Origin of the sequence: Rhodoferax sp. (assembly GCF_034520025.1) — a bacterium.
GTDB lineage: Bacteria > Pseudomonadota > Gammaproteobacteria > Burkholderiales > Burkholderiaceae_C > Allorhodoferax.
In genome coordinates, this window is sequence record NZ_JAXHNZ010000001.1 from 1,327,690 (window position 1) to 1,350,117 (window position 22,428).

Annotated in this window: 19 protein-coding genes; 12 read left to right on the top strand and 7 right to left on the bottom strand. The window is 59.7% G+C overall.

The window, feature by feature from the left end; translation table 11 throughout:
* Nucleotides 1–185 precede the first annotated feature (185 nt).
* A complete protein-coding gene (locus tag U5L73_RS06420) occupies nt 186–2,150 on the top strand; it encodes a methyl-accepting chemotaxis protein (RefSeq protein WP_322561565.1) in 1,965 nt (654 codons plus the stop codon).
* Between the two features lie 206 nt (nt 2,151–2,356).
* Here U5L73_RS06420 and prfA read toward each other — a convergent pair whose 3' ends face one another.
* Together prfA and hemA are read right to left on the bottom strand one after the other, a co-directional pair.
* Nucleotides 2,357–3,478 carry a peptide chain release factor 1 gene (gene prfA, locus U5L73_RS06425; protein WP_322561566.1) on the bottom strand — a complete coding sequence of 374 codons (1,122 nt, stop codon included), beginning with the start codon at nt 3,476–3,478 and terminating at the stop codon, nt 2,357–2,359.
* 148 nt (nt 3,479–3,626) lie between these two features.
* Nucleotides 3,627–4,886 (bottom strand): glutamyl-tRNA reductase, encoded by a 1,260-nt coding sequence (hemA, locus tag U5L73_RS06430; RefSeq protein WP_322561567.1) that lies wholly within the window; start codon nt 4,884–4,886, stop codon nt 3,627–3,629.
* Nucleotides 4,887–4,962: 76 nt separating this feature from the next.
* Between hemA and U5L73_RS06435 the strand changes: the two genes are divergently transcribed.
* Together U5L73_RS06435 and U5L73_RS06440 are read left to right on the top strand one after the other, a co-directional pair.
* A complete protein-coding gene (locus U5L73_RS06435) occupies nt 4,963–5,232 on the top strand; it encodes a hypothetical protein (protein ID WP_322561568.1) in 270 nt (89 codons plus the stop codon).
* A 45-nt stretch (nt 5,233–5,277) separates the two neighbouring features.
* Complete coding sequence (locus U5L73_RS06440) at nt 5,278–5,940, top strand: HAD family phosphatase (protein WP_322561569.1); 663 nt, start codon at nt 5,278–5,280, stop codon at nt 5,938–5,940.
* Here U5L73_RS06440 and U5L73_RS06445 read toward each other — a convergent pair.
* The 5 genes from U5L73_RS06445 to ugpB form a co-directional block, all read right to left on the bottom strand.
* A complete protein-coding gene (locus tag U5L73_RS06445; protein ID WP_322561570.1) occupies nt 5,927–6,742 on the bottom strand; it encodes a glycerophosphoryl diester phosphodiesterase in 816 nt (271 codons plus the stop codon). The genes U5L73_RS06440 and U5L73_RS06445 overlap by 14 nt on opposite strands.
* The gene (gene ugpC, locus U5L73_RS06450) at nt 6,739–7,773 is read right to left on the bottom strand and encodes a sn-glycerol-3-phosphate ABC transporter ATP-binding protein UgpC (protein ID WP_322561571.1); all 1,035 of its coding nucleotides are present in this window, start codon (nt 7,771–7,773) and stop codon (nt 6,739–6,741) included. The genes U5L73_RS06445 and ugpC overlap by 4 nt, the downstream gene beginning before the upstream one ends.
* 49 nt (nt 7,774–7,822) lie before the next feature.
* Nucleotides 7,823–8,674: a sn-glycerol-3-phosphate ABC transporter permease UgpE gene (gene ugpE / locus U5L73_RS06455; protein ID WP_322561572.1), complete on the bottom strand. Its 852-nt coding sequence runs from the start codon at nt 8,672–8,674 to the stop codon at nt 7,823–7,825.
* Entirely contained in the window at nt 8,674–9,561 is an 888-nt protein-coding gene (gene ugpA, locus U5L73_RS06460) for a sn-glycerol-3-phosphate ABC transporter permease UgpA (protein WP_322561573.1), read from the bottom strand. The genes ugpE and ugpA overlap by 1 nt, the downstream gene beginning before the upstream one ends.
* A gap of 62 nt (nt 9,562–9,623) precedes the next feature.
* Complete coding sequence (gene ugpB / locus U5L73_RS06465) at nt 9,624–10,943, bottom strand: sn-glycerol-3-phosphate ABC transporter substrate-binding protein UgpB (RefSeq protein ID WP_322561574.1); 1,320 nt, start codon at nt 10,941–10,943, stop codon at nt 9,624–9,626.
* A 199-nt stretch (nt 10,944–11,142) separates the two neighbouring features.
* On the opposite strand from ugpB, the gene U5L73_RS06470 reads away from it, so the two are divergent.
* The 9 genes from U5L73_RS06470 to aspS all read left to right on the top strand — a co-directional run bounded on the left by U5L73_RS06470 (nt 11,143) and on the right by aspS (nt 22,414).
* On the top strand, nt 11,143–15,093 hold the full coding sequence (locus U5L73_RS06470; RefSeq protein ID WP_322561575.1) for an FAD/FMN-binding oxidoreductase: 3,951 nt from the start codon (nt 11,143–11,145) through the stop codon (nt 15,091–15,093).
* A gap of 9 nt (nt 15,094–15,102) precedes the next feature.
* Nucleotides 15,103–15,516 (top strand): DUF971 domain-containing protein, encoded by a 414-nt coding sequence (locus U5L73_RS06475; protein WP_322561576.1) that lies wholly within the window; start codon nt 15,103–15,105, stop codon nt 15,514–15,516.
* 77 nt (nt 15,517–15,593) lie between these two features.
* On the top strand, nt 15,594–16,325 hold the full coding sequence (ubiE, locus tag U5L73_RS06480; RefSeq protein ID WP_322561577.1) for a bifunctional demethylmenaquinone methyltransferase/2-methoxy-6-polyprenyl-1,4-benzoquinol methylase UbiE: 732 nt from the start codon (nt 15,594–15,596) through the stop codon (nt 16,323–16,325).
* A gap of 25 nt (nt 16,326–16,350) precedes the next feature.
* A complete protein-coding gene (locus U5L73_RS06485) occupies nt 16,351–17,367 on the top strand; it encodes a Tim44 domain-containing protein (protein ID WP_322561578.1) in 1,017 nt (338 codons plus the stop codon).
* A 34-nt stretch (nt 17,368–17,401) separates the two neighbouring features.
* The gene (locus U5L73_RS06490; RefSeq protein WP_322561579.1) at nt 17,402–17,950 is read left to right on the top strand and encodes an SCP2 sterol-binding domain-containing protein; all 549 of its coding nucleotides are present in this window, start codon (nt 17,402–17,404) and stop codon (nt 17,948–17,950) included.
* Nucleotides 17,947–19,512, top strand: coding sequence for a ubiquinone biosynthesis regulatory protein kinase UbiB (gene ubiB / locus U5L73_RS06495; protein ID WP_322561580.1), 1,566 nt, complete (start codon nt 17,947–17,949; stop codon nt 19,510–19,512). The genes U5L73_RS06490 and ubiB overlap by 4 nt, the downstream gene beginning before the upstream one ends.
* A gap of 52 nt (nt 19,513–19,564) precedes the next feature.
* Nucleotides 19,565–19,888 carry an FmdB family zinc ribbon protein gene (locus U5L73_RS06500; RefSeq protein ID WP_322561581.1) on the top strand — a complete coding sequence of 108 codons (324 nt, stop codon included), beginning with the start codon at nt 19,565–19,567 and terminating at the stop codon, nt 19,886–19,888.
* Between the two features lie 18 nt (nt 19,889–19,906).
* Nucleotides 19,907–20,551 (top strand): DUF502 domain-containing protein, encoded by a 645-nt coding sequence (locus U5L73_RS06505; protein ID WP_322561941.1) that lies wholly within the window; start codon nt 19,907–19,909, stop codon nt 20,549–20,551.
* 48 nt (nt 20,552–20,599) lie between these two features.
* A complete protein-coding gene (gene aspS, locus U5L73_RS06510) occupies nt 20,600–22,414 on the top strand; it encodes an aspartate--tRNA ligase (RefSeq protein ID WP_322561582.1) in 1,815 nt (604 codons plus the stop codon).
* Nucleotides 22,415–22,428: the final 14 nt, after the last annotated feature.

Below are 22,428 nucleotides of genomic sequence, written 5' to 3' on the forward strand. Positions count from 1 at the left end.
GCTCTAAATTTGATAGCGAATGGTGCAGGGGAAACAGGGGCTAAACGCCTAAAGGTCCCAAAAACCGGCTTATTCTGCTTTGCGTATTTGGAGCAAACAAAGCACATTGAATTCACAAAAAAATACAGGTCCGTGTTGGCCGGAGCACGCGTTGGTGAGGCGCATTTTTTCAGGAATCCAAGTGTATGAGCCTGCTATTGTCTTCCGGCACGTCTGGTCCCTGGTCGGGTCGCCAAAGTTTTTCCCTCAATACCAAAATATGCGCAGCAGCCACCGCCTTGGTGGTGGCCAGTCTTGCCATCACCGCCACGGTGATTGGTTTCCGCAGCAGCGCCACCGCCGAGAGTGCCACGATGGAGTTGGCCCGCACGTCGGCGCGAGAGGCGGCGGGCTCTGTCCAGTCGCGGATCAAGGCCAATTTGTACTCGGTGATGGGGCTGGCGGGCGCTATGGCAACGACCAAGGCGGGCAATCTTCCGCTCCTGCGCCCGCAAATCGATGCGATGGTGAAGTCCACCCTGGTCAGTTCGCCGGATTTTGTGGACGCGGCAGTCACTTGGGAGCCGAATGCCTTGGATGGCAAAGATGCTGAATTCGCCGGCAAAGCGCCCGAATACGACGCCACCGGTCGCCACATGCCCTACTGGACCCGAAAACCGGGCGGCGCCTTCCATGTCGACCCCATCGTGTTTGATCCTGCGCCGGGGGCGAACGACTGGTACGACATACCCAAGAAAACGGGCAAAGTGTTCTTCACAGAGCCATACGTGTACCCCATTGAGGGCAAAGACGTATTGATGGCCTCGCTGGTGTCGCCGATTTTGGTGGACGGCAAGTTCCTCGGCACCGCCAGTGCCGATTTCGCCTTGACCCAGCTCAGCACCATTTTGGCGGAGGTGAAAGTGCTGGGTGGGGGCAGCATTGCACTGATCTCCAATGGCGGCCTGTACGCCACCAACCCGGGCGCCGCTTTGGTGAACAAAAAGGCCGAAGACATCCCGGCTGCAGGGCTGGAGGCCGTGCAAAAAGGCCAGGCGTATGAGTACACTGACAGCAGCAACGTCAACCACCTGTTGCAGCCGGTTGCGATTTACCCCGACACGGCGCCATGGGCTGTGCGTATGAGCTTTCCGGACAGTGTGGCGACTGCATCTTCCCGGCAGCTGACCTTCTACACACTGGGCGTCGCACTGCTGTGCGCACTTGCCACAGCGGTCATTCTGGTGACCGTGGTGTCGCGCTTGATGCAGCCCCTGTGGGCCCTGAGCCGGGCCATGGCCGAGGTATCCAGCGGCGAAGCAGATTTGCGTACCAAAATCGCGGTTCAGGGCAACGACGAGCTGGCCGCCATCGGCAATGGCTTCAACCAGTTTGTGGCCAAAATTCACGGCGTCTTGGCGCAAGTGCGTGGCAGCGCTGACAGCGTGGCCAATGCCAGCGCCGAAATTGCCCAAGGCAACAACGACCTGAGCGCCCGCACCGAGCACCAGGCCAGCGCGCTGGAGCAAACCGCTGCCAGCATGGAAGAACTCAACAGCACCGTCAAGCAAAACGCCGACAACGCCCGTCAAGCCAATCAGCTGGCCATGAGCGCCTCCACGGTCGCAGTGCAAGGCGGCGAAGTAGTCAGCCAAGTGGTGGACACCATGAAGGGCATCAATGACGCCAGCCGCAAGATCAGCGACATCATCAGCGTGATCGATGGCATCGCTTTCCAGACCAACATCCTCGCGCTGAACGCGGCGGTGGAGGCCGCCCGTGCCGGGGAGCAGGGTCGAGGCTTTGCGGTAGTGGCTAGCGAAGTCCGCTCACTGGCCGGCCGCAGTGCCGAAGCGGCCAAGGAAATCAAGAGTCAGATCAACGCCAGTGTCGAACGGGTAGAGCAGGGCACCGCCCTGGTCGACAAAGCAGGTGAAACCATGACCGAGGTGGTGTGCAGCATCCGCCGCGTGACCGACATCATGGGGGAGATCAGCGCGGCCAGCAACGAGCAAAGTGCCGGTGTGGCGCAGGTGGGTGAGGCGGTGACTTCGATGGACCAGGCAACCCAGCAGAACGCCGCTTTGGTGGAAGAGATGGCTGCTGCGGCCAGTAGCTTGAAGAGTCAGGCCAACGATTTGGTACAGGTGGTGGGGGTGTTCAAGCTCTGACTTTTTCGAAAGTCTAGGTGCTTTGGGGCGTGACTGAGCGTTTTGGCGGCAGATCGCTTTGCTCCGTGTTTTTCGGAGGCGTATGCATCAGGCACCGGGAGTTGGGGCGGCTGGGCGTTTTGCGCAGGTCAAGGAGGAGCCCGCAAAGCGGGCGGGGGACACGGAGCAAAGCGTCCAGCCGCCCCAACTCCAACCCGTAAGCAAACTCAATTCAAGCTGTTTTCCAACGCTGCCAGTTGCTGTGCAGCTTCATAGGCTTGCAGCGCTTCGACCACATCGTCCAAATCACCCTCCATCGCCCGGTCTAGCTTGTAGAGCGTCAAGTTGATGCGGTGGTCGGTCAGGCGGCCTTGCGGGTAGTTGTAGGTGCGGATGCGGTCGCTGCGGTCGCCGCTGCCAACCAAGCTCTTGCGCTCGGCCGCATCTTTGGCGGCGCGTTCGGAGCGGTCTTTTTCGTGGATGCGGGCGGTCAGCACCTTCAGGGCCTGGGCCTTGTTGCTGTGCTGGCTGCGGCCATCCTGGCATTCCGCCACGATGCCGGTGGGAATGTGCGTGATACGCACCGCCGAGTCGGTCTTGTTGATGTGCTGGCCACCGGCGCCGCTGGCGCGGTAGGTGTCAATGCGCAGATCCGAGGGGTTGATCTTGATGGCTTCCGCCTCGTCTTGCTCGGCCAATACCGCAATCGTGCAGGCGCTGGTGTGAATGCGGCCTTGTGTCTCCGTAGCTGGCACACGCTGCACGCGGTGGCCACCAGATTCGAATTTCAGCATGCCGTAGGCACCGCAGGAGCCGGCGCTGGTGGTCGTGCTGCCTTCGATGCGCAGCACCACTTCCTTGTAGCCACCCAACTCGCTTTCAGACGCGCTCATGATTTCGGTGCGCAGGCCCTTGGCGTCGCAGTAGCGGGTGTACACGCGGGCGAGGTCCGCTGCGAACAGGGCCGATTCGTCACCCCCCGTACCGGCGCGGATTTCCACAAACGCAGGGCGCGCATCGTCCGGGTCCTTGGGTAGCAGCATGCGCTGCAGCTCGGCCTCTAACTGGGCCATCTCGGCAGTGGCACCGTCAATTTCCTCCTGCGCCATGGCGAGCATGTCGTCATCGCCCGCTGCGTCGCTTAGCATTTCCTGCCCTGTGGCCAGATCCGCTTCGCGCTGCTGGAAGCGTTCCCAACGCCCCGCAACCGCCGCCACATCGGTGTGCTCTCTTGAGAGCTTGAGGAACTGTTCCATGTCTTTCATGATGTCCTCGCGCGAAAGCAAAAACTCCAGCTCCCCTTGGCGATCTTTGTATTTGGCAAGCTGTTGGCGAAGAAACGGTTTCATGAGTGGCTAAATGGTGAGGCGATTAATGCGACGACAGTAGAAGCGGGGTCGAAGCGAGAAAACAAAATGTGGCTGTTTCGCTCCCCTCTCGCCCAGCGGGGCGAGAGGGGCTGGGGGAGAGTGGGGTGAACCTAGTCTGTGACCCCAGCTAACGCTTATTCCGCAAGAAAAAGTGCGAAATCGCGTGGCCTGCCCGTTCACGGGCCGCCGCGTCACCGGCATGCAGCTCGGCCATGGCGCCATGCAGCATCTTCTGGCTCAAGCCCTTGGCCAGAGCTTCAAGCACCGCATCCACATCCTCGCCCTTGGCCAGCATTTTGCGGGCACGGGCGAGTTCGGCGGCGCGCCATTCTTCGGCTTGGGCGTTGAGCTGCTGGATCAGGGGCACGGCGCTGCGCTGGTCCACCCAGTGCATAAAGCTTTGTACCCCGGCGTCCACAATGGCTTCGGCTTGGGCCACGGCGGCTTGGCGGTTGGCCTGGGCGGTTTGCACCACGCCAGCCAGGTCGTCCACGGTGTAGAGGTACACGTCGCCCAGCGCTTTGACTTCGGGTTCAATGTCGCGCGGCACGGCGAGGTCGACCATGAACATGGGGCGGTGTTTGCGTTTTTTGAGCGCGCGCTCCACGGCACCCAACCCGATGATGGGCAGGGTGCTGGCGGTGCAGCTGATGACCGCATCAAACTCGTGCAAGCGCTCGGGCAGGTCGGCCAGTCGCATGACTTCGCCGCCGAAGCGGCTGGCCAGCTTTTCACCCCGCTCCAGCGTGCGGTTGGCAATGGCTATGGCTTTGGGGTTCTTGGCCGCAAAGTGCGTGGCGCAAAGCTCGATCATTTCGCCCGCACCCACAAACAGCACCTTGACCTTGGCCAGGTCTTCAAACAAATTACCGGCCAGGCGCACGGCGGCGGCGGCCATGCTGATGCTGTGCGCGCCGATCTCGGTGGAGGTGCGCACCTCTTTGGCGACTGCGAACGAGCGTTGGAAGAGTTGCGAGAGCATGGTGCCCAAAGCGCCTGCCTCGTCCGCGGCTCGGACAGCGTCTTTGAGCTGCCCCAGGATTTGCGGCTCGCCCAGCACCATGCTGTCGAGGCCACTGGCCACGCGGAACGCATGGCGGGCGGCTTCCTGGTCTTCCAGACGGTAAGTGTGGGAGCGCAGTTCGTTGGCAGAGATGCCGCCACTCTGGGCCAGCCAGGCGAGGGTATGGTCTAGCGCAGCTTCATCGCCGGCACAGTAAATTTCTGTGCGGTTGCAGGTGGAGACGATGGCCGCTTCCGGGGGGCGTGCCATGCTCTGGCGCAGCCCTTGGAGCTGCGGTGCAATCTGGTCACTGGCGAACGCAAACCGGCCCCGCATATCCAGCGGTGCGGTGGTGTGATTGATGCCTAATGCCCAGACTGCCATATGTTTAGACGCCGATTATAAAATCCAGCGTATACCTACCCCGCCAAAGCCTCGATTGGCCTTTGCAATGACCGCCATGGGCCCACTCGATCTCCTGAACTACCTGTTAAATTTTGCGGCCCCCGCCTTGTTCGTGGGTTTGTTGTTGGCCCTTCTGGCGCCACTTTTGTATAGAAAAGTGCCGTTGGCGCACGGTCTCAGAGCGCAGGTAGCTATCAATTTTGTAGCGGGTCTGGTGGCCTTGGTGGGTGGGCTCGTGTTCTTCGGGCGCGACGGCAAGATGCTCAGCTATGCCGCCATGGTGCTGGCCTGTGCCGCCAGCCAGTGGTGGGCTATGCGCCGCTGAAGCGCTGCGGCCTCTTTTTTCTGTTTCTTTTTTCCCCGGAGTTCTATGTCTTTACGGTTCAAGGCGGTTTTGTTTGACCACGACGGCACCTTGGTCGATTCCGAGGCGGTGCACCACGCTTTGTGGAATCAGGTGCTCCAGCCCTATGGCGTAGAGATTCCGCGGGATGTGTACATGCAGCATTACTCCGGCGTGCCCGCATTGGCCAATGGGGAGGATGTGCGGCAGCGCTACGGCCTGTCGCCCAGTGCCGAGGCCCTGGCAGAGGCCAAAAACGGCGCGGCAGCGGTGTATCTGCAAACCCACGCCTTTCCGCTGATGCCCGGTGTGCGCGAATCACTGGCCCGCCTGAACGCTGCCGGTCTGCGCAAAGGCGTGGTCACCGGCGCGCGCATGTTTGCCATTGCCGGCACCTTGCGCTCGCACGCCTTGGCGCCGGAGTTTGAGGTGGTGGTATCTGCCGATGAGGTGGTGCACAGCAAGCCTGCCCCCGATTGCTACCTGCTGGCACTGCAGCAGATGGGCTTGCAAGCCAGCGAGGCCGTGGCATTTGAAGACACCGAGCACGGCGTGGCGTCTGCCATCGCGGCCGGTGTGGCGTGTGTGGCTATTCCGACCCCGATGTCAGCCGCCCAGGATTTCAGCTCGGCGACTGTGGTGGTGCGGGACATGGCCGCCGCAGTGGACTGGGTGCTTAAACGGGGCTGAACAAGTCCACCCGGTCGGTGATGATGCCGTCGGTGTGCAGGTCTATCAGCCGCTGCGCGGTGGGCTCATCGTTCACCGTGTAGCTCAGGGTGCGCATGCCTGCCGCTTTGGCTTGGTTCACAGTGTGGGTGTCCCAGAGCTTGTGGTTGCACACAATGGCCTGACAGCCCAAGCGGATGGCGGTCTCCAGCCAGCCGCTCCAGAGGGTATCGAGCAGCAGCCCACGGGGCAAGGTGGGGGCAGAGTGCTGGGCACCTTCCAGCGCTTCGGGGCTGAAAGAAGTCAACAGTGGCGGCACCGTTTGCCCGGCCCACAAGCCGGCGGCATGGCGAGCCACTACTTCTCCGGTATGGCGCTCGGTGCCCGGCGTGGGCTTGATCTCGATATTCAAGAAAAAGCCGTTGGCGATGCAGAACTGCGCAATGCCATCGAGTGTGGGAATAGGTTCACCCGCATACGCCCGGCTGTGCCAGCCGCCCGCATCGAGCTGACTGAGCGTGTGCCAAGTGTGGTTGCCGGCAATGGCTTCAGGTGCTGCATCTTTGATAGCTATCTGCGCAATCTGCACAGGGGCTAGAGCCTTGTTGGGTGCGTTGGTGGTGCGCGCCAGGGTGGCGTCGTGCAGCAAAAAGGGCACGCCATCCGCGCTTAGCTTCACGTCGCATTCGAACATGCGGTACCCATGTTGGGCGCCCAGGCGGAATGCCGCCAGGGTGTTTTCCGGTGCCAGCTTGCCGGCACCACGGTGCGCAACCCAGCGAGGGTAGGGCCACAAGGGCAGTGCCGGGGCTGGGTGGCTCATGCGTCGATCCGTTTGCTGGTAGCAGCGTCGAAGTGGTGGATGCGGCCTGCACGCGGTGTCACGTGCAAGGTGCTACCCAAGGCCGGCACAGCGGCTGACTCTTCGATGCGGATGATGACGGTCTCGTCAGCGTCCGCGGCATTCAATTTGTGCGCCCACTTGCCGTAAATTAGGCGCTCGGCGCCCAGCATTTCTACTGCTTCGACCTGCAATGCCCAGCCTCCGGGGGTGATGTCTAAATGTTCGGGGCGAATGCCAGTGATGACGCCTGCTTTGGCGTCCGGCGCGTTTTTGAGCAGGTTCATGGGCGGCGAGCCGATGAAGCTGGCCACAAAGGTGCTGGCCGGGCGGGTGTAGACCTCTTCGGGTGTGCCGAACTGCTCCATCACACCGCCGTTCATGACGATCATGCGCTGGGCCAGGGTCATGGCTTCGACCTGGTCGTGCGTCACAAACAGGCTGGTGATGCCCAGCTCGCGGTGCAGCTTCTGGATCTCCAGGCGGGTCTGGGCGCGCAGTTTGGCGTCTAGGTTGGAGAGCGGTTCGTCAAACAAAAATACCTGGGGCTGGCGCACAATGGCGCGGCCCATGGCCACACGCTGGCGTTGACCGCCTGACAGAGCCTTGGGTTTGCGCTCAAGGTAGGGGGCGAGTTCGAGGATCTTCGCCGCTTTGTCGACACGGCGCTTGATCTCGTCCATCGGCACATTGGCGATCTTCAGGCCGTAGGCCATGTTCTCGAACGCGCTCATGTGCGGGTAGAGCGCGTAGTTCTGGAACACCATGGCGATGTCGCGCTCGCTTGGTTCTAGGTCGTTGACCACGCGCCCGCCGATGGAAATTTGGCCTTCGCTAATTTCTTCCAGCCCGGCCACCATGCGCAATAGCGTGGATTTGCCGCAGCCGCTGGGGCCGACGATAACGATGAATTCACCGTCCTGAATTTGGGCGTTCACCCCGTGGATGACTTGGTTAGCCGTTTTGCCGCTGCCGTAGCGCTTGATGATGTTGTGGAGTTCGATGGAAGCCATAAATTACCGTAATTGGGGTTGTAAGAGAGGACGTCGGGGTGGCGAGGACTTATTTCTCGGTGTCCACCAAGCCTTTGACGAACCACTTTTGCATCAACATGACGACGAGTGCCGGGGGAATCATGGCCAACATGGCCGTTGCCATGACGATGTTCCACTCGGTTTGCGCATCGCCACCAGAAATCATTTGCTTGATGCCGATCACCACGGGGTACATGTTTTCTTCAGTGGTGACCAGCAGGGGCCAGAGGTACTGGTTCCAGCCGTAAATGAACTGAATCACAAACAGGGCGGCAATGCTGGTGCGGGACAAGGGCACCAGAATGTCCTTGAAAAAGCGCATGGGTCCTGCGCCATCGACCCGGGCAGCTTCGACCAGCTCTTCAGGCACTGTCAGGAAGAACTGCCGGAACAAGAAAGTGGCAGTTGCCGAGGCAATCAGGGGCACCGTAAGGCCCGCGTAGCTGTTGAGCAGGCCCAAATCTGCCACCACCTGGTAGGTCGGGCCGATACGCACCTCGACCGGCAGCATCAGGGTCACAAAAATGGCCCAGAAGAAACCCATGCGGAACGGGAAGCGGAAGTACACAATGGCAAACGCCGAAAGCAGCGAGATCGAGATCTTGCCCAGCGAAATGACGAGGGCGGTGATCAGGCTGACCATCATCATGCCGCCTACAGCGGCCTTGGAGCCCGTGCCTTCGCGACCGCCCAAGAGGGCTGTGCGGTAGTTGTCCCAGAGATGGGCACCGGGCCACAAGGGCATGGGGGATTGCACGATGGCGTCTGCCGTGTGCGTGGAGGCGACAAACGTGATGTAGACCGGAAAGGCCACGACCAGCACGCCGAGGATGAGGATGGCGTGGGACAAAAAGTCCAGCCAGGGGCGTCGTTCGACCATCAGTAATTCACCTTTTTCTCAACAAACCGGAATTGCACCACCGTCAGGGCGACAACAATGACCATGAGCACCACTGACTGGGCTGCGGAGCCTCCCAGATCCATGGCTTTGAAACCGTCGAAATACACCTTGTAGACCAGGATCGCAGTGTCTTTGCCGGGGCCACCTTTGGTGGCTGCGTCCACGATGGCGAAGGTGTCAAAAAACGCATACACGATGTTGATCACCAGCAAAAAGAAGGTGGTTGGCGACAACAGCGGCAGTTGAATTGTCCAGAACCGGCGCCATGGCCGGGCACCGTCCATGGAAGCGGCTTCAATGAGCGACTTGGGGATGGATTGCAAGCCTGCGAGAAAGAACAGAAAGTTGTATGAAATTTGCTTCCACACCGCAGCCATGACGATAAGCGACATGGCGTGGTTGCTGTTGAGCAGCGGATCCCAGGACATGCCCAGCTCGCGGATGCCGTAGCTCACGATGCCGATGCTGGGGGCAAACATGAACAGCCAGAGTACGCCCGCCACTGCGGGGGCTACAGCGTAAGGCCAGATCAAGAAGGTGCGGTATACGCCGGAGCCTTTGACCACACGGTCCGCAAAGATGGCCAGGGTGAGAGACAACGACAAGCCCAGTACCGCAACCAAAATCGAAAAAACAGCCGTTACTTTGAACGAGGCAAGGTACGAAGCATCGTTCCACAGGTTACGGAAGTTTTCGAGCCCTACAAACTCTACCGAGGTACCAAACGCATCACTTTGCTGCACAGATTGCAGCAAGGCTTGGGCTGCCGGCCAGAAGAAGAAGATAGAGATAACAGCGACCTGCGGCGCAATTAGCACCCATGGCAGCCACGCAGATTTAAAAACGACGCGTTTTTCAGCAGCCATATGTTCCGATCAGAAATGCAAAGTGGCGGCATAAGCCGCCACTCGGTGGAAGTTGAAAAAGATTACTTGTTGGCTTTTTCGAAACGTGCCAGCAACTCATCGCCGCGGGTCACAACCGAGTCGAGCGCTTCTCTGGCGGTTTTCTTGCCAGCCCAGACTTGTTCGAGTTCTTCGTCCTCGATAGAGCGGATCTGCACATAGTTACCCAAGCGGATGCCGCGCGATTTGTCAGTGACCTTGCGGATCATCTGGTTCACCGCCACATCAGTGCCGGGGTTTTCTTTGTAGAAGCCCGATTTTTCAGTCAGCTGGAACGCGGCAGTCGTGATCGGCAGGTAGCCGGTACGCTTATGGCTGGCTGACTGCACTTCGGGCTTGGACAGGAAGTCAAAGAATTTGGCAATGCCTTTGTATTCTTCGGCCTTTTTACCGGCCATGACCCACAGGCTAGCGCCACCGATCACGGTGTTTTGCGGCGCGCCGGGGACGTCTTGGTAGTGCGGCAATTGGGCCAAACCGAAGTTGAACTTGGCGTTTTTCTTCACGTTGCCGTAGAAGCCGCTGGATGTTGTCATCATGGCGCATTCGCCGGACACGAAGCTGGCTTCAGGCACGTTGCCGCGGCCCTTGTAGACGAAGATGCCTTGCTTGGCCATGTTGGACAGGTTTTCAATGTGGCGCACATGCAGCGGCGAGTTGATGCGCAGGCGCGCATCCATGCCGGCCAAGCCGTTTTGCTTGGTTGCGAATTCCACGTTGTGCCATGCCGAGAAGCTTTCCAGCTGGGTCCAACCTTGCCATGCGATGGACAGCGGGCACTTGTGGCCGTTGGCTTTGAGCTTGGCTCCCGCTAGGGCGACTTCCGCCCAGGTGGATGGTGCCTTTTCGGTATCCAGGCCAGCCGCTTTGAAAGCGTCTTTGTTGTAGTAGAAAACAGTTGTGGAGCTGTTGAACGGGAAGCTCAGCATCTGTCCATTGGGCGCGGTGTAGTAGCCTGCCACTGCGGGTACGTAGGCCTTGGGGTCAAACTTGTAGCCCGCGTCGGTCATAACCTTGCCCACGGGCACGACGGCGTTTTTGCTGGCCATCATGGTGGCGGTGCCGACTTCAAAGACTTGCAAGATGTGTGGAGCATTGCCGGCACGGAAGGCGGCGACAGCGGCGGTCATGGACTCGTCGTAAGTGCCTTTGAAGGTCGGGAGAATCCGGTATTCCTTTTGGCTGGCGTTGAATTCTTTCGCCAGATCATTCACCCATTCGCCATTCACGGCGGTCATCGAGTGCCACCATTGGATGTCGGTTTGGGCCTGTGCTGGTGCTACGACGGAAAACGCTGCAGCGGAAACAGCAGCGATCGACAATGCTCTGCGGGTGATAGACATAGAACTTTCCTGTAATGCGAAAGAAGCGACTTTAGGGGCGCTTCATTTCAATTTTGTGTCACGTCGATTACACACTACGGTTCTTGACCGGACGGTCAGGGGTTTCCATTAGAAAAGCCCGTGTATAGGCGGTGCGGTACCATCGCAAACCTACCAAAATAGGCCTTTCTGGGGCCCATGGCAGCAACTACACACCCTGATGAACGCTCCCACCTCGCTCAATCACCTTCTCAGCGTTGCCCAATCGGGCGCGCACGCGCAAGAGCGCATCCGTGAAATCCCGTACAACTACACGTCTTTCTCTGACCGGGAAATCGTGATCCGTTTGCTGGGTTCTCAAAGCTGGGAGTTGTTGAACCAGCTGCGTGGCGAGCGCCAGACCGGGCGTTCAGCCCGGATGCTCTACGAGGTGCTGGGCGATGTCTGGGTGGTGCAGCGCAACCCCTATCTGCAGGACGACCTGCTGGACAACCCCAAACGCCGCGGCCAACTGGTCGATGCCTTGAACCACCGCCTCTCGGAAGTCGAGAAACGCCGTACCCCAGAGGCTGACCCCGAGCGCGACGCCATGGTCGGCCAGCTGCTGGTGGCTGCCCGCGCGGCGGTTAAAGCGTTTGACGCGGCGTTTGTGGAAGTGGCTGCCCTGCGCAAAAAGACCCAGAAGCTGCTCTACAAACTTACCGCCAAGGACAACGTCAAGTTTGATGGCCTCTCACGCGTGAGCCACGTTACCGATGCGACCGACTGGCGTGTGGAATATCCCTTTGTGGTGCTGTGCCCCGACTCGGAAGAGGAAATGGCCCGCTTGGTCAAAGGTTGTATTGAGTTGGGGCTGACCATCATCCCCCGTGGGGGCGGCACCGGCTACACCGGCGGCGCGATTCCGCTCACCTGGAAGAGCGTGGTCATCAACACCGAAAAGCTCGAAGCCATGACCGAGGTGGAGATGAAACGCCTCCCTGGGCTGGATCGCGACGTGGCCACCGTGTGGTCCGAGGCCGGTGTGGTCACCCAGCGCGTGGCCGATGCCGCCGAGCGCGGTGGTTATGTGTTTGCGGTGGACCCCACGTCTGCCGAGGCCTCGTGTATTGGCGGCAATATCGCCATGAATGCAGGCGGCAAAAAAGCGGTGCTCTGGGGCACTGCGCTGGACAACCTGGCCAGCTGGCGCATGGTGACGCCGCAGGCCGAGTGGCTGGAAGTGACCCGTATCAACCACAACATGGGCAAGATCCATGACGTGGACGTGGCCAGCTTTGAGCTGCAGTACTACAAGGCCGACGGCAAAACACCCATCCGCAAAGAGCGCCTGGATATTCCTGGCGCCACCTTCCGCAAAGAAGGCCTGGGCAAGGACGTGACCGACAAGTTCCTGAGTGGCTTGCCCGGCATTCAGAAAGAGGGCTCGGATGGCCTGATCACCAGCGCGCGCTGGGTGGTGCACAAGATGCCCGCCCACACTCGCACGGTGTGCCTCGAGTTCTTTGGCAATGCCAAAGACGCGGTGCCCAGCATCGTGGATATCAAGGACTTCATGTTCGCCGAGCAAAAACGCAGCGGCGTTTTGCTGGCCGGACTGGAGCATTTGGACGACCGCTACCTGAAAGCGGTGGGCTACGCCACCAAGAGCAAGCGCGGCGGCTTCCCCAAAATGGTGTTGTTCGGCGATATTGCCGGCGACAACGCGGACGATGTGGCTCGTGTTACCAGCGAAGTGGTGCGCCTGGCCAACGGCCGCAGTGGCGAAGGATTCGTGGCCATTAGCCCCGAGGCCCGCAAGAAATTTTGGCTGGACCGCAAGCGCACGGCTGCCATCAGCAAGCACACCAACGCGTTCAAGATCAATGAAGACGTGGTGATCCCGCTGCCCCGCATGGCGGAGTACACCGACGGCATCGAGCGCATCAACATTGAACTGAGCCTGCAGAACAAGCTGGCCCTGTGTGATGCGCTGACCACCTTCTTTGAACGCAGCGATCTGCCCTTGGGCAAGACCGATGACGCCAACGACATTCCATCGGCCGAGCTTCTGGAAGACCGTGTGGCCCAGGCATTAGACTTGGTGGCGCAGGTGCGCAGCCAGTGGCAGGGCTGGCTGGATGGGGTGGAAACCTTGTTCCCTCAGCTGCAAGACCACAGCCTGCGCGCCAGCTGGAAGACACAAATCCGCACGCCGCTGCAAGCCATCTTCACCGGCGCGGCGTTTGATGCCATCCTGGCGGAGTGCACTGCCATCCACAAGCGCGTGCTTAAAGGCCGTGTCTGGGTGGCCTTGCACATGCACGCCGGCGACGGCAATGTGCACACCAACATCCCGGTTAACAGCGACGACTACGACATGCTGCAAGCCGCTCACGGTGCGGTCAAACGCATCATGGCGCTGGCCCGCAGCCTGGATGGCGTGATCTCCGGCGAGCACGGCATCGGCATTACCAAGTTGGAGTTTTTGAGCGAAGCCGAGCTGGCGCCCTTCATTGCCTACAAGGCCAAAGTGGACCCTGAAGGCCGTTTCAATAAAGGCAAGTTGCTCCGAAATCAGGAGCTGCCCGCGCAGCCTGGAAGCGGGTTCGCGCCGCATTTGACTGCCGATGGCTCTGCAATTTACGCTGACTTGACCAACGCTTACACGCCTTCGTTCGGCCTGATGGGGCACGAGTCCTTGATCATGCAGCAGAGTGATATCGGCGCCATCGCCGATTCGGTGAAAGACTGCCTGCGCTGCGGCAAGTGCAAACCGGTGTGTGCCACCCACGTGCCGCGTGCCAACCTGCTCTATAGCCCGCGCAACAAGATTCTGGCCACCTCATTGCTGGTCGAGGCCTTCCTTTATGAAGAGCAGACCCGCCGCGGCATCAGCGTCAAGCATTGGGAAGAGTTTGAGGACGTGGCCGACCACTGCACGGTCTGCCACAAGTGCGAATCGCCCTGTCCGGTGAAGATCGACTTTGGCGATGTGACCATGAACATGCGCAACTTGTTGCGCAAGATGGGGCAGAAGTCCTTCCGCCCCGGCAACGCGGCCGCCATGTTCTTCCTGAACGCCACCAATCCCGAGACCATCAAGCTGATGCGCTCAGCCATGGTGGGCGTGGGCTTCAAGGCCCAGCGACTGGCTAACCAGGTCTTGCGCCTAGCTGCCAAAAAGCAAACCGCCAAGCCGCCAGCCACGGTGGGCACTGCGCCCATCAAAGAGCAGGTGATCCACTTTATCAACAAGAAGATGCCCGGCGGCTTGCCCAAGAAGACGGCCCGAGCCTTGCTGGACATTGAAGATGCGGATTACGTGCCCATCATCCGCAACCCCAAGGCTACTACGGCCGAGACCGAGGCGGTGTTCTACTTCCCCGGCTGCGGCTCGGAGCGCTTGTTCAGCCAAGTGGGTTTGGCCACCCAAGCCATGCTCTGGCATGCCGGTGTGCAAACCGTGCTGCCACCGGGCTACCTGTGCTGCGGTTACCCCCAGCGTGGCAGTGGCCAGGCGGACAAAGCCGAGAAGATGATCACTGATAACCGGGTGCTGTTCCACCGAGTGGCCAACACGCTGAATTACCTGGATATCAAGACGGTCGTGGTGAGCTGCGGTACTTGTTACGACCAGTTGCAGGGCTACGAGTTCGACAAGATCTTCCCCGGCAGCCGCATCATCGACATCCATGAATATTTGCTTGAAAAGGGCATCACCCTGGTTCCAGAGGGCAGCGCGGGTGCGGGCTATCTGTACCACGACCCTTGCCACAGCCCCATGAAGCTGCAGGACCCGATGAAGACGGTCAAGGCCCTCGTGGGCGACGCAGTTTTGAAGAATGACCGCTGCTGCGGCGAGTCCGGCACGCTGGGTGTGACCCGCCCGGACATCTCCACTCAAATCCGCTTCCGCAAGGAAGAGGAGTTGCGCAAGGGCGAAACTGCATTGCGAGCCCTGACTGTGCCCGAGGGACAGTCGGCCAAGGCAGAAGGTAACGTCAAGATTTTGACCAGCTGCCCGAGCTGCTTGCAAGGTCTGAGTCGCTACGGCAACGACCTGAACAACGGCTTGCTGGAGGCCGACTACATCGTGGTCGAAATGGCCAACCAGATTCTGGGCAAGGAATGGTTGCCCGAGTACGTGCAAACCGCCAATGCCGGTGGCATTGAGCGCGTGCTGGTCTAAGGGGGCGCAATGGCAGGTTTGACCGCTGGCGCGCCGACCCCGCAAGACCTCACCGTGCACGGCCAGAGCCGTGTGCTGGAAGTGGGCTTTTCTGATGGGGCGCGTTTTCGCATTCCGTTTGAGCTGATGCGGGTCTACTCGCCGTCTGCCGAGGTGCAGGGCCATGGCCCGGGCCAAGAGACCCTGCAAACCGGCAAGCGCGACGTGGAGTTGGAAGCGCTGGAGCAAGTAGGCAACTATGCGGTGCAGCCCCGTTTTTCCGACGGACACGACACCGGCATCTACACCTGGGACTACCTGTATTTTTTGGGTTCCCAGCAGACGCGCCTTTGGCAGGATTACGAGGACAAGCTGAAGGCCGCGGGCGTAGCGCGCGATGCAGTCATGGCACCTAAAGGCGGCCACGGCTGTGCCAGCCACTGATCCCAGCCTGATTGCTATTGTTTCAGGAGCTACCCGCGCATATTCCATGAGCGCTGGAGCCCAATTGGACTAAAACTATGAGTACTACCCATTTCGGTTTCAAGTCGGTCGATGAATCAGAGAAAGCCAGCCACGTGCGTGGTGTGTTCGATTCCGTTGCCCCCAAATACGACTTGATGAACGACCTGATGTCCGCCGGCCTGCACCGCGCCTGGAAAGCCTACACCGTGCTGGTGGCCAACCTGAAGGAGGGCGACAAGGCGCTGGACATTGCTGGCGGCACCGGCGACCTCGCCATGGCATTCTCCAAAAAAGTCGGCACGTCCGGACAGGTGGTGCACACCGATATCAATCAGGCCATGCTCTCCACCGGCCGCAACCGCCTGCTGGATGCCGGCATCGTGTTGCCCACGCTGGTGTGCGATGCCGAAAAGTTGCCTTTCCCGGACAACTATTTCAATGTGGTCAGCGTGGCCTTCGGATTGCGCAACATGACCCACAAAGACGTGGCTTTGGCAGAAATGCAACGGGTGTTGAAGCCCGGCGGCAAGCTGTTGGTGCTGGAGTTTTCCAAGGTGGCACCCCCCTTGGAGAAGGTGTACGACTGGTACTCTTTCAAGGTGTTGCCACGTTTGGGCAAGCTGATCGCGGGTGATGACGCCAGTTACCGGTACTTGGCGGAATCCATCCGGATGCACCCGGGCCAGCAAGAGCTAAAGACCCTGATGCACAAAGTGGGCTTTGGTCATGTGGACTATCACAATTTGACTGGCGGTATTGCCGCCTTGCATGTTGGAATCAAGTGCTGAAGACAGTTACACCCAGGAGATAACTATGAAATTGTGGGCATTGGCATTGACACTCGCGCTATCCCTTTCGGGCTTTAACGCAGAAGCCGCCAAACGCCTGGGCGGAGGGAAGTCGTTCGGTAAGCAGTCCAGCAACGTCACCCAGCGGGATTCAACGGGTGCATCACCGGCAACACCGGTAGCCCCTTCGCAAAACGTCAACAGCGCAGCGGCGAAGCCCGCTCCTGCTGCAGCGCCCGCTCCTGCTGCAGCGCCCGCTGCGGCGCAAGCGCCTAAGCGGCCTTGGGGCGCCATGTTGGGTGGCTTGGCAGCAGGCTTAGGGCTGGCTTGGTTGGCGAATTCACTGGGTTTCGGTGAGGCGTTCGGCAACATCTTGATGTTCGGCCTGCTGGCATTGGGCGTCATGATGCTGGTGGGGTGGTTGATGCGCAGCCGTAAAACTGCCGTTCAACAGGCCTCGCCGTTTGCTTTTCAGGGCGCAGGGGTACCCGCAGGTCCGGCGCCGGTGCAGGATTTGAAGCAGTACCGTGCCGAGAATGTCGGCAACGACGCATCGGCCCGCCCATGGGAGCGAAACCATATGGGCTTTGAGGCGCCTCAGGCTTCCAGCGGTTCGATGATCGGCTCCGCGCTGATGGGCTCCCAGAATTGGGGCGTGCCTGCAGGGTTTGATTCCGAAGGCTTTTTGAAGTCTGCCAAAGCGAATTTTGTGACGCTGCAGGCAGCCTGGGACCGGTCGGACGTGGCCGCCTTGCGCGCCATGATGACCGACGACATGACCCGCGAAATTCAGTCCCAGCTCGCCGAGCGGGAAGCGCACACCGGTACTGGTGCCAACCACACCGATGTAGTGATGATTGACGCCCGTTTGCTGGGCATCGAGGAGTTGCCTGACGAGTACATGGCCAGCGTGGAATTCTCCGGAATGATTCGCGAAGAGTTGTCGGCAGGCCCTAGCCCGTTCCGCGAAGTCTGGAACATGACCAAGGCCAAAAACGGCAGCAGCGGCTGGTTGGTGGCAGGGGTTCAAGCCCTGCAGTAAAGCCGGTCATTTTTCAGGCAGATAATGGGGGACTATGGCAACACAGTCCCCTTTTTCTATGCTGGAAGGCCTCTTCCAGAACCTTCCCTTTCCACTGACGCCGCCTGCTTGGGCGATTGAAGAAAGCCACCGTCGTGTGGTGCTCTTGCTCAATCACGTGCTTCAGCAGGAGCCCCAGGCTACCGAGCGTTTGGCGCGACAAAAAGGGCGCGTCATTCACGCGCAATGGCGTGAGTTCACCTTCCGGGTTCAGGCGACGGCAGCGGGCCTGCTCGATCTGGCAGACGCTGAAGCCACCCCCGACCTTTCTCTGACCATCACCGACGACTCCCCCTTCGCAATTGCGCGGGCGGTCATGCAAGGTGCCAAACCCTCAGTGCGGATCGAAGGTGATGTGCAGTTAGCCGCTGAAGTCAACTGGCTGGCAGACCATGTGCGCTGGGACGTGGAGGAGGATCTCTCCAAGATCATGGGCGATGCACCCGCGCACATGTTGATGCAAATCTGCCGTACCACCGGCCAGGCTCTGCAGCAGTTCGTGTCCAAACGCGCGCCAGCGGGTTCGGCCGGCACCACGCCATGAGCCGCTTCGGCCGCGGGTTTTTTATCGTTTGGGTCGTCCTGCGCTATGGGCTCGACGAGCTGGTGCTCACCAGCTTCCAGAAGCCTTGGCTGCGCCTGCTGGCCCGCATTGTGTCGGTTGGTCGTTCTCTCGATGAGCCCCGTGGTCAACGCCTGCGTGAAGCGCTGGAGCGTTTGGGCCCGATTTTTGTCAAGTTCGGTCAGGTGTTGTCGACCCGCCGCGATTTGTTGCCGCTGGATATTGCCAATGAGCTGGCCAAGCTGCAAGACCGGGTGCCCCCATTTGATTCAGCCATCGCGGTAGCCACGATTGAGCGTGCACTGGGCAAGCCGGTGTCGGAATTGTTTGTGTCGTTCGAGCGCACTCCTGTAGCGAGTGCATCGATCGCCCAAGTACATTTCGCAGTATTGCGGGACCGGCAGGGGCGGGAGCGCGCAGTAGCCGTCAAGGTACTGCGCCCTGACATGTTGCGGGTGATCGACAAAGACTTGGCACTCATGCGCATGATGGCCGGTTGGGTCGAGGGGCTGTCAGCTGATGGCAAGCGCCTCAAGCCCCGCGAGGTGGTGGCAGAGTTTGACAAATACCTGCACGACGAGTTGGACCTGGTCCGTGAAGCCTCCAGCGCGGCGCAGTTGCGCCGCAATATGGAAGGCTTGGATCTTGTGCTTATCCCTGAAATGCACTGGGACTATTGCTCCACTGAAGTGCTGGTCATGGAACGCATGGTGGGTGTTCCCATCAGCCAGATCGATGCCCTGCGTGCAGCAGGGGTGGACATTCCCAAGTTGGCGCGTGACGGCGTGACGCTGTTTTTCACTCAGGTGTTCCGCGATGGCTTTTTCCATGCGGATATGCATCCGGGCAACATCCAAGTGAGCTTGGCGCCTGAGACCTTCGGGCGCTATATTTCATTGGATTTCGGAATTGTTGGCACCCTCACCGAGGTCGACAAAGAGTATCTCGCACAGAACTTTGTGGCGTTTTTCCGCCGCGATTACAAGCGCGTGGCGGAGCTGCACATTGAGTCTGGTTGGGTGCCTGCGGCGACCCGGGTAGATGAGTTGGAAGCGGCGGTGCGGGCGGTTTGCGAGCCGTATTTCGACCGGCCACTCAAGGAAATTTCGCTTGGCATGGTGCTGATGCGGCTTTTCCAGACCTCGCGACGATTCCAGGTCGAGATTCAGCCGCAGCTGGTGTTGCTGCAAAAAACCTTGCTCAACATCGAAGGTTTGGGGCGAGACCTCGATCCGGAGTTGGATTTGTGGGCCACGGCCAAGCCCTTTTTGGAGCAGTGGATGCTGCAGCAGGTGGGGCCGCAAAAATTGCTGCACGAGCTCAAGGCCCAGGCGCCCCGTTATGCCAAGTTGTTGCCGGAGTTGCCCGGTTTGCTTCACCTGTACTTGCAGCGGCCCAACTCCGGCAATGACGCGTTGATCCGCGAGCTGTTAGTGGAGCAAAAGCGCACCAATCGTTTGCTGCAGACGCTGGTGACCATCGTCATCGGGTTTTCTGTGGGGCTGGTGGTGCTGCAGCTTTGGGCGCGCCTCCGGTGGTTCTGACAGCGCACCTATAATTGAGAGTTTTGCAACTTCAGGTCTGAGCTCTACTTCCATGCCCATTTACGCCTATAAATGCGAGTCCTGCGGGTTTGCCAAGGATGTATTGCAGAAAATCTCTGATGCACCCCTGCAGGATTGCCCTCAGTGCAGTGCCCCGGCATTCAAAAAGCAATTAACCGCCGCCGGTTTCCAACTCAAGGGTTCTGGCTGGTATGTGACCGATTTCAAGGGTGGCAGTGCCCCCGCAACCGGTGTGGCGCCTGCCGCCCCGGACAGCGGAGCACCCAAAACCGACGCGAAAACGGACTCCAAATCGGAGGCGCCGGCCGCAGCACCTGCGCCGGCCGCGGCATCGACACCGTCTACTTCCACCTGAACCGGAGCACCTGTGCCCATTAAGAAATACCTGCTTACCGGCCTGATGGTGTGGTTGCCGTTGGCGATCACGATCTGGGTTCTTTTGTGGTTGGTGGGTTTGCTGGACGCTGTGTTCGCTGGCTTTTTGAGTGGCGTATCGGCGGTCGCGCCGACCAGCAGTGCGCCGACCATTGAGCGCCTGCACAGTATTCCCGGTTTAGGGGTGGTTTTGGTGTTTGCGGCCCTGTTGGTGACGGGCGCTTTGGTATCCAACGTCGCAGGACGCTGGTGGGTCAAGCAATGGGACAAGTTGTTTACCAACATTCCGATTGTCAAATCCATTTACAACAGTGTCAAAAAGGTGTCGGACACCTTGTTCTCCAGCAATGGAAATGCGTTTCGCACCGCCCTGCTGATTCAATACCCCCGCGAAGGCAGCTGGACGATCGGTTTCCAGACCGGTACGCCGGGCGGAGAGGTAGCCTCGCATTTGGGTGACGCTTTTGTCAGTGTGTACGTCCCGACCACGCCCAACCCCACCAGCGGTTTCTTTCTGATGTTGCCGCGTAAGGATGTCATTGAGCTCGACATGAGCGTGGACGAAGCGTTGACTTATGTGATCTCTATGGGCTCTGTAGCCCCCACTGCACTCCCCGCGAAGCCGGGTAGCGCCCCTCAATAACCCTATTACTAACCCGTCGCAGGCACTGCGACGAATCGAAAGCACTCTATGGCTATGCGTACTCACTATTGCGGTCTTGTGACCGAAGCCCTGTTGGGCCAAACCGTTACCCTGTGTGGCTGGGTGAACCGTCGCCGCGACCACGGTGGTGTGATTTTTGTCGACGTGCGTGACCGCGAAGGCTACGTGCAAGTAGTCTGCGATCCCGATCGCGCCGACATGTTTAAGGTGGCTGAAGAGATCCGCAACGAGTTTTGCGTGCAAATCAAAGGCCTGGTGCGTGCTCGCCCTGAAGGCACCACCAATGATGGCCTCAAGAGCGGCAAAATTGAAGTGCTCTGCCACGAGCTGACGGTGCTGAATGCGTCGGTCACACCTCCGTTCCAGCTCGATGAAGACAACCTGTCCGAAACCACCCGCTTGACCCATCGCGTGTTGGATCTGCGTCGCCCCTACATGCAAAACAACCTGATGCTGCGCTACCGCGTAGCCATGGAAGTTCGCAAGTTTTTGGACGCCAACGGTTTTGTGGACATCGAAACCCCGATGTTGACCAAGAGCACACCCGAAGGCGCGCGCGACTACCTGGTGCCCAGCCGTGTGCACGATGGCCAGTTCTTTGCCTTGCCTCAGTCGCCCCAGTTGTTCAAGCAGTTGCTGATGGTGGCGGGTTTCGACCGCTACTACCAGATCACCAAGTGCTTCCGCGACGAAGACTTGCGCGCTGACCGCCAGCCCGAATTCACCCAGATCGATATTGAAACCTCGTTCCTGACCGAAGAGGACATCCGTGACATGTTCCAAGGCATGATCACCACCGTGTTCAAGAACACCATTGGTGTGGACCTCGGTGAATTCCCGGTCATGACCTACCAGGACGCAGCCCGCTTGTACGGCTCCGACAAGCCGGACTTGCGCGTGAACCTTGAGTTTGCCGAGCTCACCGACGTCATGAAGGATGTGGACTTCAAGGTCTTCTCCGGCGCCGCCACCATGAAGGGCGGCCGTGTGGTGGCCTTGCGCATTCCCGGTGGCTCGGTGGAAGGCGGTGGTATCAGCCGTGGCGAAATCGATGCTTACACCGAGTTCGTCAAGATCTACGGAGCCAAGGGCTTGGCCTACATCCGCGTGAACGACCTTTCCAAGGGCCGTGATGGTCTGCAAAGCCCTATCGTGAAAAACATCCACGATGCGGCTTTGGCAGCTGTGCTGGAGCGCACTGGTGCCCAGAATGGCGATTTGATCTTCTTCGGTGCAGACAAGGAAAAGATTGTCAACGACGCGATCGGTGCCCTGCGCCTGAAGGTCGGGCATAGCGAGTTCGGCAAGAAGAACGGTTTGTTCACTGCCGGCTGGCGTCCGATGTGGGTGGTCGACTTCCCCATGTTCGAATTCGACGAGGAAAACGGGCGCTACACCGCCGTGCACCACCCGTTCACAGCTCCCAAGGCAGGCCACGAAGACTGGATGGTCACCGCGCCCGAGAAATGCATCTCGCAAGGGTACGACATGGTGTTGAACGGCTGGGAAATGGGTGGCGGCTCTGTCCGTATCCACCGCGCCGACGTGCAGCAAAAGGTGTTCGATGCCCTGAAGATCACACCGGAAGAAGCCCAGCTCAAGTTCGGCTTCTTGCTGGATGCCTTGCAGTACGGCGCGCCTCCTCACGGTGGCTTGGCCTTCGGTTTGGACCGTATCGTGACCTTGATGACCGGTGCAGAGTCCATTCGTGACGTGATTGCTTTCCCCAAGACCCAGCGTGCTCAGTGCTTGTTGACCCAAGCGCCGAGCCCGGTGGACGAAAAGCAGCTGCGCGAACTGCACATCCGCTTGCGCAACGTGGATTTGGCCAAAACAGCCTGAAACGTGGTGGGCTC